This is a genomic window from Rhizobium sp. CECT 9324 (assembly GCF_918741265.1).
Lineage (GTDB): Bacteria > Pseudomonadota > Alphaproteobacteria > Rhizobiales > Rhizobiaceae > Allorhizobium.
Window position 1 is genome coordinate 1,263,536 of sequence record NZ_CAKKMZ010000002.1, and the last position, 13,461, is coordinate 1,276,996.

16 protein-coding genes are annotated in these 13,461 nt (G+C 60.7%); 12 read left to right on the forward strand and 4 right to left on the reverse strand.

Translation table 11 applies throughout. The features are described 5' to 3' along the window. Positions 1 to 167: 167 nt before the first annotated feature. Positions 168 to 560 carry a transporter substrate-binding domain-containing protein gene (locus LQ231_RS25680; RefSeq protein ID WP_230174959.1) on the forward strand — a complete coding sequence of 131 codons (393 nt, stop codon included), beginning with the start codon at positions 168 to 170 and terminating at the stop codon, positions 558 to 560. On the opposite strand, the gene LQ231_RS25685 is transcribed toward LQ231_RS25680, so the two are convergent. The 3 genes from LQ231_RS25685 to LQ231_RS25695 are packed head-to-tail and all read right to left on the reverse strand — an operon-like array spanning position 557 to position 3,355. Continuing rightward, a complete protein-coding gene (locus tag LQ231_RS25685) occupies positions 557 to 1,567 on the reverse strand; it encodes a LacI family DNA-binding transcriptional regulator (protein WP_230174960.1) in 1,011 nt (336 codons plus the stop codon). The two genes, LQ231_RS25680 and LQ231_RS25685, sit on opposite strands and share 4 nt — an antisense overlap. Positions 1,568 to 1,612: 45 nt before the next feature. Further along, entirely contained in the window at positions 1,613 to 2,602 is a 990-nt protein-coding gene (locus LQ231_RS25690; protein WP_230174962.1) for an ABC transporter permease, read from the reverse strand. Between the two features lie 12 nt (positions 2,603 to 2,614). Further along, the gene (locus LQ231_RS25695; RefSeq protein WP_113139710.1) at positions 2,615 to 3,355 is read right to left on the reverse strand and encodes an ATP-binding cassette domain-containing protein; all 741 of its coding nucleotides are present in this window, start codon (positions 3,353 to 3,355) and stop codon (positions 2,615 to 2,617) included. Positions 3,356 to 3,510: 155 nt separating this feature from the next. Between LQ231_RS25695 and LQ231_RS25700 the strand changes: the two genes are divergently transcribed. From LQ231_RS25700 to LQ231_RS25750, 11 genes are all read left to right on the forward strand, one after another. Then, the gene (locus LQ231_RS25700; RefSeq protein ID WP_230174963.1) at positions 3,511 to 4,491 is read left to right on the forward strand and encodes an NAD(P)-dependent oxidoreductase; all 981 of its coding nucleotides are present in this window, start codon (positions 3,511 to 3,513) and stop codon (positions 4,489 to 4,491) included. A 41-nt stretch (positions 4,492 to 4,532) separates the two neighbouring features. After that, entirely contained in the window at positions 4,533 to 5,525 is a 993-nt protein-coding gene (locus LQ231_RS25705; RefSeq protein ID WP_230174965.1) for a sugar-binding protein, read from the forward strand. Between the two features lie 128 nt (positions 5,526 to 5,653). Further along, on the forward strand, positions 5,654 to 6,604 hold the full coding sequence (locus LQ231_RS25710; protein WP_230174967.1) for a sugar-binding protein: 951 nt from the start codon (positions 5,654 to 5,656) through the stop codon (positions 6,602 to 6,604). 76 nt (positions 6,605 to 6,680) lie between these two features. Continuing rightward, entirely contained in the window at positions 6,681 to 8,177 is a 1,497-nt protein-coding gene (locus tag LQ231_RS25715) for a sugar ABC transporter ATP-binding protein (RefSeq protein WP_230174969.1), read from the forward strand. 9 nt (positions 8,178 to 8,186) lie between these two features. Beyond that, positions 8,187 to 9,176, forward strand: coding sequence for an ABC transporter permease (locus LQ231_RS25720; protein WP_230174971.1), 990 nt, complete (start codon positions 8,187 to 8,189; stop codon positions 9,174 to 9,176). Between the two features lie 273 nt (positions 9,177 to 9,449). After that, on the forward strand, positions 9,450 to 10,157 hold the full coding sequence (locus LQ231_RS25725) for an SDR family NAD(P)-dependent oxidoreductase (RefSeq protein WP_230174973.1): 708 nt from the start codon (positions 9,450 to 9,452) through the stop codon (positions 10,155 to 10,157). A gap of 4 nt (positions 10,158 to 10,161) precedes the next feature. Beyond that, on the forward strand, positions 10,162 to 10,389 hold the full coding sequence (locus tag LQ231_RS25730; RefSeq protein WP_356637609.1) for a hypothetical protein: 228 nt from the start codon (positions 10,162 to 10,164) through the stop codon (positions 10,387 to 10,389). A 4-nt stretch (positions 10,390 to 10,393) separates the two neighbouring features. Next, positions 10,394 to 10,552, forward strand: a complete 159-nt coding sequence (locus LQ231_RS25735; RefSeq protein ID WP_230174974.1) for a hypothetical protein — start codon at positions 10,394 to 10,396, stop codon at positions 10,550 to 10,552. After that, a complete protein-coding gene (locus LQ231_RS25740; protein ID WP_230174975.1) occupies positions 10,549 to 11,652 on the forward strand; it encodes a Rieske 2Fe-2S domain-containing protein in 1,104 nt (367 codons plus the stop codon). Before LQ231_RS25735 ends, LQ231_RS25740 begins: the two co-directional genes overlap by 4 nt. Beyond that, on the forward strand, positions 11,649 to 12,422 hold the full coding sequence (locus LQ231_RS25745) for a hypothetical protein (RefSeq protein ID WP_230174976.1): 774 nt from the start codon (positions 11,649 to 11,651) through the stop codon (positions 12,420 to 12,422). The genes LQ231_RS25740 and LQ231_RS25745 overlap by 4 nt, the downstream gene beginning before the upstream one ends. Beyond that, the gene (locus LQ231_RS25750) at positions 12,419 to 12,634 is read left to right on the forward strand and encodes a hypothetical protein (protein ID WP_230174977.1); all 216 of its coding nucleotides are present in this window, start codon (positions 12,419 to 12,421) and stop codon (positions 12,632 to 12,634) included. Before LQ231_RS25745 ends, LQ231_RS25750 begins: the two co-directional genes overlap by 4 nt. Before the next feature lie 18 nt (positions 12,635 to 12,652). Here LQ231_RS25750 and LQ231_RS25755 read toward each other — a convergent pair. Further along, positions 12,653 to 13,461 (reverse strand): CoA transferase (locus LQ231_RS25755; protein WP_230174978.1); only part of this gene is annotated, 809 nt, incomplete at its 5' end.

The following is a 13,461-nucleotide window of genomic DNA, read 5'->3' on the forward strand; positions in this document are numbered from 1 at the left end:
CGACTTGATCCGGAAAAGACAGCGAAGCAATGAACTGAGCGAATAGATCGGCCCAGTCTATTATTGGACGGGATGTCCTGTCGCTCTCATATTGCTGTTGTCGGATGGTGATGGTCGGTCCTCCCAAACCTCACTCAATCCGCCGCAAAACAATATGGGGAACAAAAATGTTCAAGAAACTGCCTCGCTTTCCAATATTCGTCGCGATTGCCGTGACCGCCACCAGCGGCCAAGGCATGGCGCAATGTTTCGCCACGTCTTCGATCAAGATCGAGGAAGAGCTGGCCGCCCGGCTGCCGGAGAAAATCAAGTCGACGGGGGTGCTGACGATCGGTTCCGATACCGCCTATGGGCCCTGGGAGTTCCTCAGCGAAAAGGATGGGCAGACACCGGAAGGAATTGATGTCGATATCGCCAACGCGATCGGCAAGAAACTCGCCGTGAAGGTCGACTGCCAGACGTCGGCATTCGAAGCGATATTGCCCGCTCCCGGCACCAAGTTCGACATTGGCGTTTCGGCTTTCTCCGTCACCACTGAGCGCATGAAGGAAGTCAACTAGACGGACTGACGTTCCACCAGGCGGCACTCCACCTTCAACTGGTCGTGTGAACTGGTCAGGCCGCCGGCTAGATCGGCGATCAATTCGACTGCCATCGCGCCCATTTCGAACATCGGCAGGTGGAAGGTCGTTAGCGGCGGCATGGTGAACTGGGCGATATCGCGATTGTCGAAGCCGACGACCGAGACGTCTTTCGGGACCGACTTGCCGAGTTCCTTCAGGGCCTCGATGCAGCCGAGCGCCATCAGGTCGTTGGCGCAGAAAATGCCATCCGGCGGATTTTTCAGCTTCATCAGGGCATGTGTCTTCTCATAGCCGGAAGAGGGTTCCCAATTGCCATAATGGACGAGGTCGGGATCATAGGCGAGATCATTGCTCGCCAGCGCCTGTTTGTAGCCGCGCAGGCGATCGCGCGGATTGTCGAGCCCCTCCTGGCCGTTGATCAGGGCCACCCTTTTTCGGTCGGCCGCGATCAGACGTTCTGTTGCCGCGCGCCCTCCGGCGACGTCGCCGGGAAGGATAGAAGGCAGACGGCGCTCCTGATCATAGCAGTTGACCAGGACCGATGGCACTTTCAGGAGGGGCTCTGGAGGGTCGATTTTGCGCGTCAGGATCGTTCCGAACACGTAGCCGACCAGGACCTGACCATCACAGATCGAGAAAATGCCGCCATCCGGGTCTTCGCCCTTCCGGAAGACGCCCAGCGTGACGATAATTCCCAGTTCCAGAGCCTTTTCACGTGCGCCCTCGAAGGCCATGGACATCCAGGGGTCGGTTGTCAGTTCGTCGACGACGAAGACGATGACCTTGTTGGCCGGTGTGCTGCCGGAACCGTTGCTTGCCGCTGATTTGTTGGAGAGCCGGTATCCCAGTTGCTCCGCCGCGTCGAATACTCTCTTGCGGGTTGCCTCGCTGAAGCGCGCGCCGGAACTTCCGTTGAGAATGAGGGAAACGGTCGCCTGCGATACGCGCGCCAGTGCAGCCACGTCCATCATTGTCGGTTTCAAGGCATTCTCCATGAAGAACCGTGGTTCTCTTAGTATTGCCCGTGTTCAAGACCGGAAGTGCCGAACACGGTCGAACGCAACGGCGACCAGAATAAAGGTACCTATGAACATTCCTTGCCAGAATGTCGAGATGCCGAGCAGGATCAGGGAGTTGCGAATAACTTCTATCAACAGTGCTCCGAAGACGGCGCCCAGCGCGTTTCCTTCCCCGCCGGCCAGATTGGCGCCGCCGATCACCGCCGCGGCGATCACGGTCAGTTCCATACCCTGTCCGAGATTGGTGGTGACGCTGCCCAGCCAGCCCGCCATGAGGATGCCGGTGAGGCCAGCAGTCAGCGCGGAGACCACATAGATGCTGACTTTCATTCGACGAACAGGAATGCCGGTCAGCAAGGCTGCGTTTTCATTGCTGCCAATCGCGAAGAGGTGTTGTCCCCAGCGCGTCCACTTGTAGACGAGCGACATTGTGAACGTCAGTGCGGCCAGCACATAGAGAGGGTGCGGCACGCCGAGCGTGGAGCCGCCGCCAACCCAGATCAGCAGGTCGTGGTCGGGGCCGAAGTTCCAGATCATCTTGTTGTCGGAAAGAACCATGGCGAGGGATCGTGCGGCTGACAGCGTGCCGAGTGTGACAACGAAGGGCGGCATGCCGGCATAGGCGACGAGAAGGCCGTTCAAAACACCGACAAGGACAGCGGCCAGAAGGGCGAGTGGCGCTGCGATCAGAAAGGGGGTGCCCGCTTCCATCGTCACGCTGATCACCATCGCGCTCAGCACCACAGTGGAGCCGACGGAAAGATCGATACCTCCGGAGGCGATGACGGTTGTCATCCCGATCGCGATGATGCCGACGAAGGCAAAGTTGCGGGCGACATTGAAGAGATTGCGTTCCGTGGCGAAGCTGTCGGTCAGCAGGCTCAGTGCCAGGCATGCCAGCACGGCCGCCAAAAAGACCCAGAACAGTTGCTGGCTTGAAACGCGGGCAAACCAGTTCCGGTGCTCGCTTTGGGCAATCACATCTTCCAATGTGGTCATGGCGATATCCTCTCAGGCAGCTTCGATTGCGCCGGTGATGAGCCCCGTTACCTCTTCAGGTGAAGACCGGTCGGCGCGTTTGCTGGCAACCAGTTCCCCGCGTCTCAACACGGCGATCCGATCCGACACTCCGAAGACATCGGGCATCCTGTGGCTGATCAGGATCACGCTGATACCGTGGTCCCGCAGCCTGCGGATGACGTCGAGGACTTCGGCCACCTGTCGGACGGAAATGGCGGCTGTGGGCTCATCCATCACCACGATCTTGGGTTCCGACAGCAGGGTCCGTGCGATCGCCACGGCCTGGCGCTGACCGCCCGACATCCGCCTGACAAGATCGCGAGGTCGTGTCTCCGATTTAAGCTGCCGAAAGAGGGTCGCTGCAACGCGGTTCATCTGGGCATAATCGATATAGCGCAAGGGGCCGAGCCTCTGCATCGGCTCGCGACCGAGGAAGACATTGGAGGCGGCAGAGAGATTGTCGCACAGTGCGAGGTCTTGATAGACGACCTCAATTCCCTGTCGCTGAGCATCGCGCGGGTTGTGAAAGGCTACAGGCTGGTCGTCGATGCGGATTTCGCCTGTCGATGGCGGAAAATTGCCCGCGATGATTTTAACCAGCGTGCTTTTTCCGGCCCCATTGTCTCCCATCAAGCCCAGAACCTCCCCCGGTTCGATCGACAAGCTGACGCGAGAAAGCGCGTGTATTGCGCCATAACTCTTTGAAATTGAATGCAATGATAGTCGTGACATTCTCCGCCCTCCCTCGGCCGATCTCACGAAGACACTCCTTGGGGACCATAGCTTGCGTTGCGGCAGATCGCAAATTGATATTAATGATGCTTGACATAATAATATTACTAATTATTAATCGATGCAATCAGGGAACGAGTTGACGGGAGGCGTTGATGCGGTTGCTCGTGACTGGCGCCACTGGAAAGGTGGGGCAGGCATTCCTTCCAGCCTTCCTGGCAGAACCGCGCTTTGCTGCGTGGGACGTGGTAACGCTCTGCAACAGGCGGACACTTGTCCCGGCCACCCGCGTCTCCGTCGTCAAGGGATCCGTAGCCGATCCGCAGGCAGTGGTCGCCGCGCTCGAAGGCGTTACCCATGTCCTGCATCTGGCCGCGGTGAAGGAGAACCGGGATCAGGCGATCGATGTGGCTTTGAAGGGGCTCTACCTGCTGCTCGACGCCTTCTGCCGCTCGTCTGCAAAGCGCCAGTTCATGTTGCTGAGCGGGGACTGCGTCGTAGGCCACATTTTCCATGGATACGACGCGCCAATCACCGAGCAGTCGCCGAGACGGGCCTATCGCGGGGCCTATGCGCTCACGAAGGTGCTGGAAGAGACGATGCTCGAGCAGTTTGGCGTGCAGGAAGGTTTGAACTGGACGACGCTTCGTACGCCATGGATCATGGAGAAGGATGACTTTCGCTACGTTTTCGAGCTCGGCGACGACCAGTTCGGCGGCCCGCCATGGTCCAGTTTGATCGCGCCTGCGGAACTGGTTGCGCTCAGGGAGCAACGCGGTATGCCGGCGATGCGGGACGTCAGGGGCAATTATCTCAAGCGGAGTTTCATCCATGTCGATGATCTTGTGACGTCGATGCTTGCCGCGCTCGACAATCCAGCCGCCTTTGGGGAGCTGTTCAACGTCTCTATGGATCGCCCGGTCGACTACGGCGATGTGGCCGACCGGTTGGTGGCTGTCGGTAATCGGCAGCGCCACGATGTCCCGACACCGTTTCACAGCAATTGGCTCGACAACTCGAAAGCCAGGATGATCCTCGGATGGGAGCCCGAGATCGACCTCAAGGCGCTCATCGAGCGTGCCTGGAGCTACCGTCGCGCGGCGGATGATCCGCGCATCGTTTGGTATCCCGGTTGAGCAGGAGGGCTTGGCCGGCGATTTGGAGGAGGAGAAAGGCAATGAACATCCGATATATGGCATTCACTGCAATACCTGTTCTCATGTTGCTGGCCGGCGAAAGCGCTGCGCAGGAGAAGAAGACTTTGGCGATCGTGGTCAAGGGCCTCGACAACCCGTTCTTCGAGCAGATCAATCTCGGCTGCAAGAAATGGCTCTCGGAAAATCCCGGCAGCGAATATGAGTGCCTCTATACGGGGCCTGCTTCTTCGGCTGACGAGGCCGGCGAGGTCCAGATCGTCGACGACCTCTTGACCCGCGGCGTCGCGGCCATCGCCATCTCGCCGTCGAATGCGCCGGCCATGGCGAACCGGGTGCGAGAGATCGCCCCGACCGTGCCCGTCATGACGGTCGATGCGGATTTCCTTGAGAAGGATCACGATCTCCGCAAGACCTATCTCGGCACCGACAACTATCTGATGGGCGTCAAGATGGCCGAGGAGGCGAAGAAGCTGAAGGCTGAAGGTGGAACCGTCTGCCTGCAGCTCGGCAACGTGGCCGCCGCCAATATCAACGCCCGCGCCCAGGGCTTCCGCGATACGATCGCCGGGGCCAAGGATATCGAGCGTCTGACCGGCCAGAACGGCTGGTCCGAGATCGAGGGCTGCCCCGTCTATACCAATGACCAGGCGGATCTCGCCAACCAGCAGATGTCCGATGTCTTTACCGCGCATCCGGATCTCGATGCCTTCATCCTGATCGGTGGATGGGCGCAGTTCGCACCCCAGGCCTACACGCAGGTGACGGATCAGGTGATGGACAAGCTGAAGTCCAAGGAACTGGTTATCGTGGCGGGCGATACGCTGCCACCACAGACCCAGGCGTTCCGCGAGGGGCGTAGCCATGCCCAGGTCGGCCAGCGGCCATTCGAGATGGGCTACAAGGCGCCTGACGTGATGATCCAGCTGATCAAGGGCGAAGCCGTCGAGGATCCGTTGTTTACCGGTCTCGATGTCTGCAACACTGAAGATCCTGGATTCTGCAAGGACAATTAGCACCCGGAGGAGAGAGCGACGCTCTCTCGCCGACCTCGTCCCGCATGCGGATGGCCCGGCAGGAGCCTTCTCGCATGTTGCAGTTCAACAGGATGCAGCCCGAGTGGAGAGGGTTGCGGGAGGATATCATGAAGAAGAGACTATCGATCACGGCCCTTGCGGCCGCACTCACCCTGGCGGCGACGCCCGTGCTCGCACAGGAAAAGCAGGCACTCGCCTTCGTCGTCAACGCGGCTTCCGACTTCTGGAAGCTGGCCGAGGCCGGCGTCAAGGCGGCACAGGCGGAGCTTCCGGATTTCGAGCTGCAGTTCCGCTATCCCGCACAGGGGACGGCGGCGCTTCAGAATGCGCTGATGGATGACCTTGTTGCGGCCGGCACGGATGCGATCATGATTTCCTCGGCCGATCCGAAGAACTCAATCGACGCCTTCAATCGTATCGCCGCGCAGGTTCCGCTGTTCACCACGGATAGCGATGCACCGCAGTCGAAACGGATCGCCTATCTTGGATCGTCCAATGTCCAAGCGGGCATTCAGGCCGGTGAGATTGCGGTCAAGGCCCTGCCGAACGGTGGCAAATGCATGGGATTTGTCGGCTTCCTTGGCGCTGACAATGCCAAGGAGCGCATCGACGGCTTCCGCCAGGCGGTCGACGGCAAGTCGATTGAGCTGGTCGATGTGCGCGGCGATGACGTGGATTTCGCCCGGGCGCGTTCGAATGTCGACGACGTGCTTGCGGCCAATCCCGATATCGACTGCATGGTCGGCTTCTATTCCTATAATCCGCCGAAGATCTATGAAGCCCTGCAGGCGGCGGGCAAGCTGGGCGCCATCACCGTGATCGCCTTCGACGAAGACCCGATTACACTCGGTGCCGTGCGCGAAGGCACGTTTGCGGGGACCGTGGTCCAGGACCCCTATCAGTGGGGCTATCAGGGCATGAAGCTGATGGCGGCCTATCTCAAGGGTGACAAGTCACAGGTCCCGGCAGACGGATTGATCATTGTGCCGACGCAGGTGATCGACAAGGCGAATGTCGATGCTTTCGAGAAGCAGCTCAAGGAGCGGGTCGGCGGCTGACAGGTCTGCCGGTCGGCGGCCTGCGCGGATGCTTCGGATCCGCGCAGGCCTCAACCTTAGCCAAGGTGCGATGTTGATGTCTGCTGCGCGCATATCCCTCGATCTCGTCGGGATCACCAAGGTCTATCCGAGCGCCGTGGCGCTGAACCGCGTGTCCCTCGGCATCCGGGGTGGAGAGGTTGTCGGGCTCATCGGCGAAAACGGGGCTGGAAAATCTACCCTGATGAAGGTTCTGGGTGGTGCGATTGCGCCCGACGAAGGCGAGATCGTGATCGATGGCCAAAGCGCTGCCTCTCTGACACCTGCGGGAGCGCTTGGCCGCGGAATCGCCTTCGTGCACCAGGAACTCAATCCCTTCTCCAATCTCGATGTCGCGGGCAATGTCCTTCTGGGGCGTGAATTGCGTAGCCGTCCCTTCGGCTTCATCGACCATGCCGCGATGGCGGATCGCGTCCGGCCACTGCTCGACATGCTGGGTGCCCGCTTCCAGCCGTCCACGCCTGCTTCAGAACTGTCGCTTGCGGACCAGCAGCTGATGGAGATCGCCAAGGCGCTGTCGACGAATGTCCGGCTGCTGATCCTGGATGAGCCGACCTCAAGCCTTACCCTGGCGGAGACCCGAAGGCTCCTGGATGTCATCCGACGCCTGCGGGCGGATGGTGTCGCTATCCTCTTCATCACCCATCGTCTGGCGGAAGTCGAAGAGGTCGCCGACCGGGTCGTCGGGCTTCGGGACGGGCAGAATGTGGGTGAACTTCCGACGGGCGGCATTACCAGGGACGCCATGGTGCGCCTGATGATCGGGCGCGACGTCAAGCAGTTCTATACCGCCCCCGCCGTGAAGAAAGGGCCTTTGGTCCTTAGAACGGAGAAGTTGCGGACTCGCACTTATCCCGCGGTTACCGTCGATCTCGAAGTGCGAAGTGGAGAAGTTCTCGGGCTCGCCGGATTGGTCGGTGCGGGGCGGACGGAACTCGCGCGCGCCCTATTCGGCATAGATCCGATCGCGGGTGGGCATGTCGAGGTCGATGGCCGGCAGATCGCGTCCGGATCGGTGCAGGCGGCAATTGCGGCCGGCATCTGCCTCGTTCCGGAAGACCGAAAGTCCGAGGGACTGTTCCTTGATTTCTCGCTTGCGGAGAACATAGCCCTGCCGAGCCTTTCCGAGATCGCCACGGCGGGCTTCGTGGATCGCAAGGCGGAGCGCGCCATGGCGGATCGCTTCCGCACTCGCCTCGCGATCCGAGCCCGTCGCCTTGATCGGCCCGTCGGAGAGCTTTCGGGCGGCAACCAGCAGAAGGTCGTGCTGGCGAAGTGGCTCGGTCTCAAGCCCCGGGTCATCATTCTCGACGAGCCGACGCGGGGGATCGATGTCGGGGCCAAGGCTGAGGTCTATCGATTGATGCGCGATCTGGCGGAGGCCGGTGCGGCGGTGCTGATGATATCGTCGGACATGGAGGAGGTGATCGGCGTGTCCACCCGCGTGGCCGTGATGCGCCGCGGCGCCATTGCCGGGGTGCTTTCCCAGGGCGAATTGTCTGAAGAAGCGATCCTGCGGCTGGCCGTGGAATAGGAGAAACGGATGTACAAAAAGGACATAGGCCTCGCCGTCCTCGTCATGACCGTTGGGGCGATCGTCACGCTGGTCAATCCCCGTTTCGTGTCGCCGATCAACCTCGCCAATACGGCCAACCTGATCGGCCTTTTCGGGCTTTTTTCAATCGCCGAGGCCTTTGTCATCGTGACGGCGGGCATAGAGCTCTCGATCGGATCGGTGATCGCCCTGCTCGGCGTCATCTTCATCGACCTGATCGCCTCTCATGGAGTGCCCTGGCCTGTCGCATTTGCCATCGTGCTTGCGCTGTCCGTCTTGATCGGTCTCCTGCACGGTTGGCTGATCACGCAGCTCAAGCTGCAGCCTTTTGTTGTTACCCTGTGTGGTCTGTTGATCTATCGCGGCATCGCACGCTTCTACACGCGCGATGGCACCGCCGGCTTCACCTTCGGAACCGACTTGCCGATGCTCGAATACCTGTTTGTCGGGCGAACGGCAGGCATTCCCCACTCCGTCATCGCTTTTGCCGTATTCGCGGTCCTTGCCTGGTTTCTTCTGCACAGAACCGTATTCGGTCGGCATCTTCTCGCCGTCGGGAAGAACGAGGAGGCCGCGCGCTATTCGGGAATCAACACCAAACGGGTGATCATTCTGGCCTATGTGTTGTGCATGTTTCTGACGGCGATTTCTGCCGTCTTTTTCGCCATGTACACGAAGTCGGTTCAGCCATCTTCCCACGGAAATTTCTACGAACTCTATGCAATAGCGGCCGCAGTGCTGGGTGGATTTTCGTTGCGCGGCGGCGAAGGCTCCATCGTGGGTGTGGTGCTGGGTGTGGTATTGCTGCAGGTCCTGCAAAACCTCGTCAACCTGGTGGGCATTCCGTCGTCGCTCAACTTTGCGGTCATGGGAGGCGTGATCTTGGTCGGCGTGATTGCCGACAGTCAGTTCCTTGCCTTTCGTGACCGCCGCCGCCAGGCGGCTGCAAAATCTGCCGTGGCTGACACGTCTGACTAACCAAGTGGTGTTGATTGTCGCAAATCTGGTGGTTCGATGCCAAAGGATGCGCCGCGTGTCTTGGTATCAATTTAGCACTCCCGTTCCAGCAAAGGCCGCGACTGGCGTCTTGTTGCGCTGGCCACGCCGCGCGGCGTGATAGCAAAGAATGAACGACAGGAAATATTCCATCTCGCGCCGGTGTAACGTCCCGAGGCGAAGAACGTCTAACCAACATTGAAAGTTGCGGCGGCCCCCTCGGTCGCTCTGCCTTTCTCATGGGAGGTATATGTCGTGCGAAAACCCACATGTGTGATTGTGACCGGTGCGGCCGGCAATCTCGGCCGAGCGACAGCGGCGAGACTTGCCAGTGAGGGTGTAAACCTTGTCTGCGTGGATCGAACGACCGAGGCTCTGGATGCCCTGGTTCAGTCGCTTCCCCCGGAGGCAAAAGTGCTGACGTTTGCCGGGGCTGACCTTGGCGATCCTGTGGCCGCGCAGGCCATGGTGGAGGCGGCCGTCGATCGATTCGGCGGGATCGATGCCCTCGTCAATACGGTCGGCGGTTTTGCGACCGGGCCGGTCGGCCGCGACGTCTTTGCCCAGTGGGACCTGATGATGAAACTGAATGCCCAGGTCGCGCTGGTCACCAGCATCGCCGTTCTGCCTGTCATGCAGGCGGCCCGCTATGGTCGCATCGTGCATATAGCGGCGGCTCCAGGTTTGAAGGCTGGCGCCAACCAGGCCGCCTATGCGGCATCCAAGGCTGCGGTGCTGAGGCTGACGGAGAGCATTGCTGCTGAACACCGCGTCAATCGCATCACCGCCAATTGTATCCTGCCCGGCACGATCGATACGCCGCAAAACCGTGCTGCCATGCCTGATGCCAAGGTGTCCGACTGGGTTTCGCCCGAGCCCATTGCGCGGCTGATCGCCTTCCTCATCTCGCCCGAGGCCGCGGTCGTGTCCGGTGCTGCCATTCCCGCAACAGGACTGGAGTGAGGTCGTGGGCATCGATGTGATCGCCGATCCTGTTTGGTTTCTCCTCCTCCTCCTCTGGGCAACACCGGGTGCCCTTGTAGCAATTGCATTCCTGTCCGTTGGCATCGACCGGATCGATCATGCAGCCGTGGGGGCCTACGCGTTTCGTCCGCTGTTGATACCAGGAATCATTCTCCTATGGCCCTTGGTGGTGTGCCGCTGGGCTGTGCTCGCCCGAAACAGGGAGAGGTGAGCCGATGCAACGCGCACACCGCAAGGTACATGAGTTAGTATGGACTGTGCTCGCGATCGTCCTGCCTCTTGCTCTGGCGATCGCCTTCGTATCGAAACCGAAGCTTTCGAGTGACGCGCCGTCCATACGGCTCGATGCCGGCGACGGACAGGATCAGCCATGAGCACGGCATACAAGCCCGTTGGCTGGAACCGCAACAAGCTCATTTACGACGCCATCCTCTTGTGCGGGGTGGTCGCCTACATCCTTCTTTATCTCAAGCTCGCACCGCTTCTATCACCCTCCGTTCGCGCGATTGATACACCGATCATGCGGATGCGCGCCTTCGGCTCGTTGGCCTTTCTGTTGCTGACCTTGGTGCTGGCCATCGGTCCGCTTGCCAGGCTCGATCCGCGGTTCCTCCCCTTGCTGTACAACCGACGTCATTTCGGCGTCATGACTGCGGCGGTCGCGTTTACTCATGCGATGTTCGTGCTCGACTGGTACTTTGCCTTCAGCGCCACGCCAAAGCTCACGGCGCTTTTCACCAGCAATACGAGCTTTGGCAGCATCGCCGGTTTTCCGTTCGAATTGTTCGGCGTCTTCGCGCTGGTGATCCTGATCGTGCTGGCGGCAACCAGCCATGACTTCTGGCTGTCCTTCCTGTCGCCTCCCGTCTGGAAGGCGATGCATATGAGCATATATGCGGCCTATGCCGCCGTCGTGCTGCATGTCGGCCTGGGGGCGGCAGTCGATGGCACGAACCCGGTGACGGCGATGTCCCTGAGTGCCAGCCTGGCCACCTTGTCGATCCTCCATCTGCTTGCCGGACGCCGGGAGAAGGCAATCGACAACGAAGCGTCCCGGATCGAAGCGGACACGGGCTGGGTGGATATCGGGGCACTGGATGCCGTTCAGGAAGGACGCGCCATCGTCGGCGTGTTGCCGCAAGGGGAGCGGGTTGCCGTGTTTCGGTTCAAGAACCGGTTGTCGGCGCTGTCCAACCTGTGTTCGCACCAGAACGGTCCGATCGGGGAGGGCAAGGTCGTCCTGGGTTTTGCGACCTGCCCCTGGCACGGCTACCAGTATCGCCTGGAAGACGGATGCGCGCCGCCGCCCTTCAAGGAAAGGGTGCGCAAATACCGCGTGAAGGTTTCCGGATCGCGTGTCCTGGTCGATCCTGTCGCGGTGCCGCTCGGAACAAGGATCGAGCCTTTCACGATTGCCGAGGCTCTGTCTGCCTCTGCTCCGTCAACACCAACGCCGACGAGGACGTCGCCATGATGCCGCAACCACCAGATCCCAGTTTCTTCATCGGCTATTCGAGGAAGGTCCCGCCGGTGATCGCGCAATGTGCGCTTCTCTTCGGCGTGTTCTTGGTTTTGGGCCTTGTCTCGGCGTCACTGGCCTTTTCGCTCTCGACGCAGAACCCAGGCTCGGGTGGTTATGTCGACGAATTGCAGGGCGGGCAGCTGTCCGGTGTCCTGGAAATGCTGCCCTATCCGATCCTGCGCGTGCCCGCACAGGATGGCCAAGGCCCACGCGCCATCATGCTGTCAGGGCAGGGAAAGGCGGGTGTCGCAAACCAAGCTGATCCCCTGAACGGACAATGGGCGGCGGTATCTGGAATCTTCGTCAAGCGTGGTGCGCTGGACATGCTGCTGGTGGGCGGCAGGCCCGGTCTGGTGGGCACAGAACCGCCAGCGGGTGTCAGTCAGCCCCAACCCTCGGTATCTCTGGGGAGCTGGCGGCTGACGGGGGAAATCTGCGATGGCAAGTGTTACGCCGGCGCCATGCGGCCGGGAACCGGGCTTGCCCACAAGGCATGCGCCAATCTCTGCATCACCGGCGGCGTGCCGCCCGTTTTCGTGACGACGTCGCCGGTGGAAGGCCAAAACTTCCTGCTGATGGCCGGGGCAGACGGTGGCCCCTTGCCGCGCGAATTGCTGGATCAGACGGCGGTGTTGGTCGAGCTTGAGGGCGATGTCGAGCAACGCGACGATCTGCTGATCTTCAAGGTCGAAACGCGTGCCAAACCTGGAATGGGCTCATGAGCGAGGACGCCCGCCCTTCACGCCTGCGCCATCTCTCAGGGCTCGTCTTTGTCGCGGGCCTTGTCTGGTCTCTTGCGGTCCTGTGGTCCTCAGGCCCGAAGTTCCTACGCGGCACCATCTTCCAGGATCTCACTTTGGTCGCCTATGTCGTGGCCGCTTTCTGTGTTCTGACACTGGCGGAGCGGATCGCAAGCGTTTGGACGAAGCGCTGAGGCAGGCCGCGCCCCGCCTCAATCCGTGACAGGTTCCAGAAGCCTAAGGACCGCCTCGCGGTCGGCGTCGAGATGCGGCGGGCGGCTGCGGTATTGAACCGGCGTCGCCGACATCTTGAGCGGATTGCCGAGCAGACGAACCGGGCCCTCGATCTCATCGCCTGGCAGTTCCACCACCATGCCGCGCGCCAGCGTATGGGGGTCGCTCAAGACGGTATCGATCGTCGCAACGCGCCCCGCCGGCACACCGGCGGCGAGCAGGCGTTTTTCCCAGGATAGCGCGGTGTCCTTGACGATTTCCGCCTCGATCAGGGCCTGCAGGTCTTCAAGATTGGCAAGCCTGTCCCTGTTTCTCCGGAACCGGTCATCGAGGGCGAGTTCTGCAACACCAATCGCCTCGGCAAAGCGCTGGAATTGTGTGTCATTCCCCACCGCAACGGCCAGATATTCGTCGGATGCCGCAAAGGTCTGGTAAGGGGCGATATTGGGATGTGCATTGCCGATCGGCTTGGGCACCCGGCCTGAAACCAGATGGTTTGTGGCAGCATTGATGAGCCAGGCAACCTGGCTGTCATAAAGAGCAAGGTCGATATGCTGGCCCTCTCCCGTGCGGTCGCGATGTCTGAGCGCTGCCAACACGCCGACCGTCGCATACATGCCGCACATAACATCGGCGATCCCGACGCCCACCTTGACCGGCTTGCCGCCGGCTGCCTCCGGTTCCCCGGTGATGCTCATGATCCCGCCCATGGCCTGGATTAGGAAATCATAGCCTGTGCGGTCGGAATAGGGACCCGTCTGGCCAAAACCTGAGATCGAGCACCAGA

Coding starts and splice junctions, on each gene's coding strand:
- LQ231_RS25680 (WP_230174959.1), top strand. CDS start 168: ATGTTCAAGAAACTGCCTCGCTTTCCAATATTCGTCGCGATTGCCGTG.
- LQ231_RS25690 (WP_230174962.1), bottom strand. CDS start 2,602: ATGACCACATTGGAAGATGTGATTGCCCAAAGCGAGCACCGGAACTGG.
- LQ231_RS25695 (WP_113139710.1), bottom strand. CDS start 3,355: ATGTCACGACTATCATTGCATTCAATTTCAAAGAGTTATGGCGCAATA.
- LQ231_RS25700 (WP_230174963.1), top strand. CDS start 3,511: ATGCGGTTGCTCGTGACTGGCGCCACTGGAAAGGTGGGGCAGGCATTC.
- LQ231_RS25705 (WP_230174965.1), top strand. CDS start 4,533: ATGAACATCCGATATATGGCATTCACTGCAATACCTGTTCTCATGTTG.
- LQ231_RS25710 (WP_230174967.1), top strand. CDS start 5,654: ATGAAGAAGAGACTATCGATCACGGCCCTTGCGGCCGCACTCACCCTG.
- LQ231_RS25715 (WP_230174969.1), top strand. CDS start 6,681: ATGTCTGCTGCGCGCATATCCCTCGATCTCGTCGGGATCACCAAGGTC.
- LQ231_RS25720 (WP_230174971.1), top strand. CDS start 8,187: ATGTACAAAAAGGACATAGGCCTCGCCGTCCTCGTCATGACCGTTGGG.
- LQ231_RS25735 (WP_230174974.1), top strand. CDS start 10,394: ATGCAACGCGCACACCGCAAGGTACATGAGTTAGTATGGACTGTGCTC.
- LQ231_RS25740 (WP_230174975.1), top strand. CDS start 10,549: ATGAGCACGGCATACAAGCCCGTTGGCTGGAACCGCAACAAGCTCATT.
- LQ231_RS25745 (WP_230174976.1), top strand. CDS start 11,649: ATGATGCCGCAACCACCAGATCCCAGTTTCTTCATCGGCTATTCGAGG.
- LQ231_RS25750 (WP_230174977.1), top strand. CDS start 12,419: ATGAGCGAGGACGCCCGCCCTTCACGCCTGCGCCATCTCTCAGGGCTC.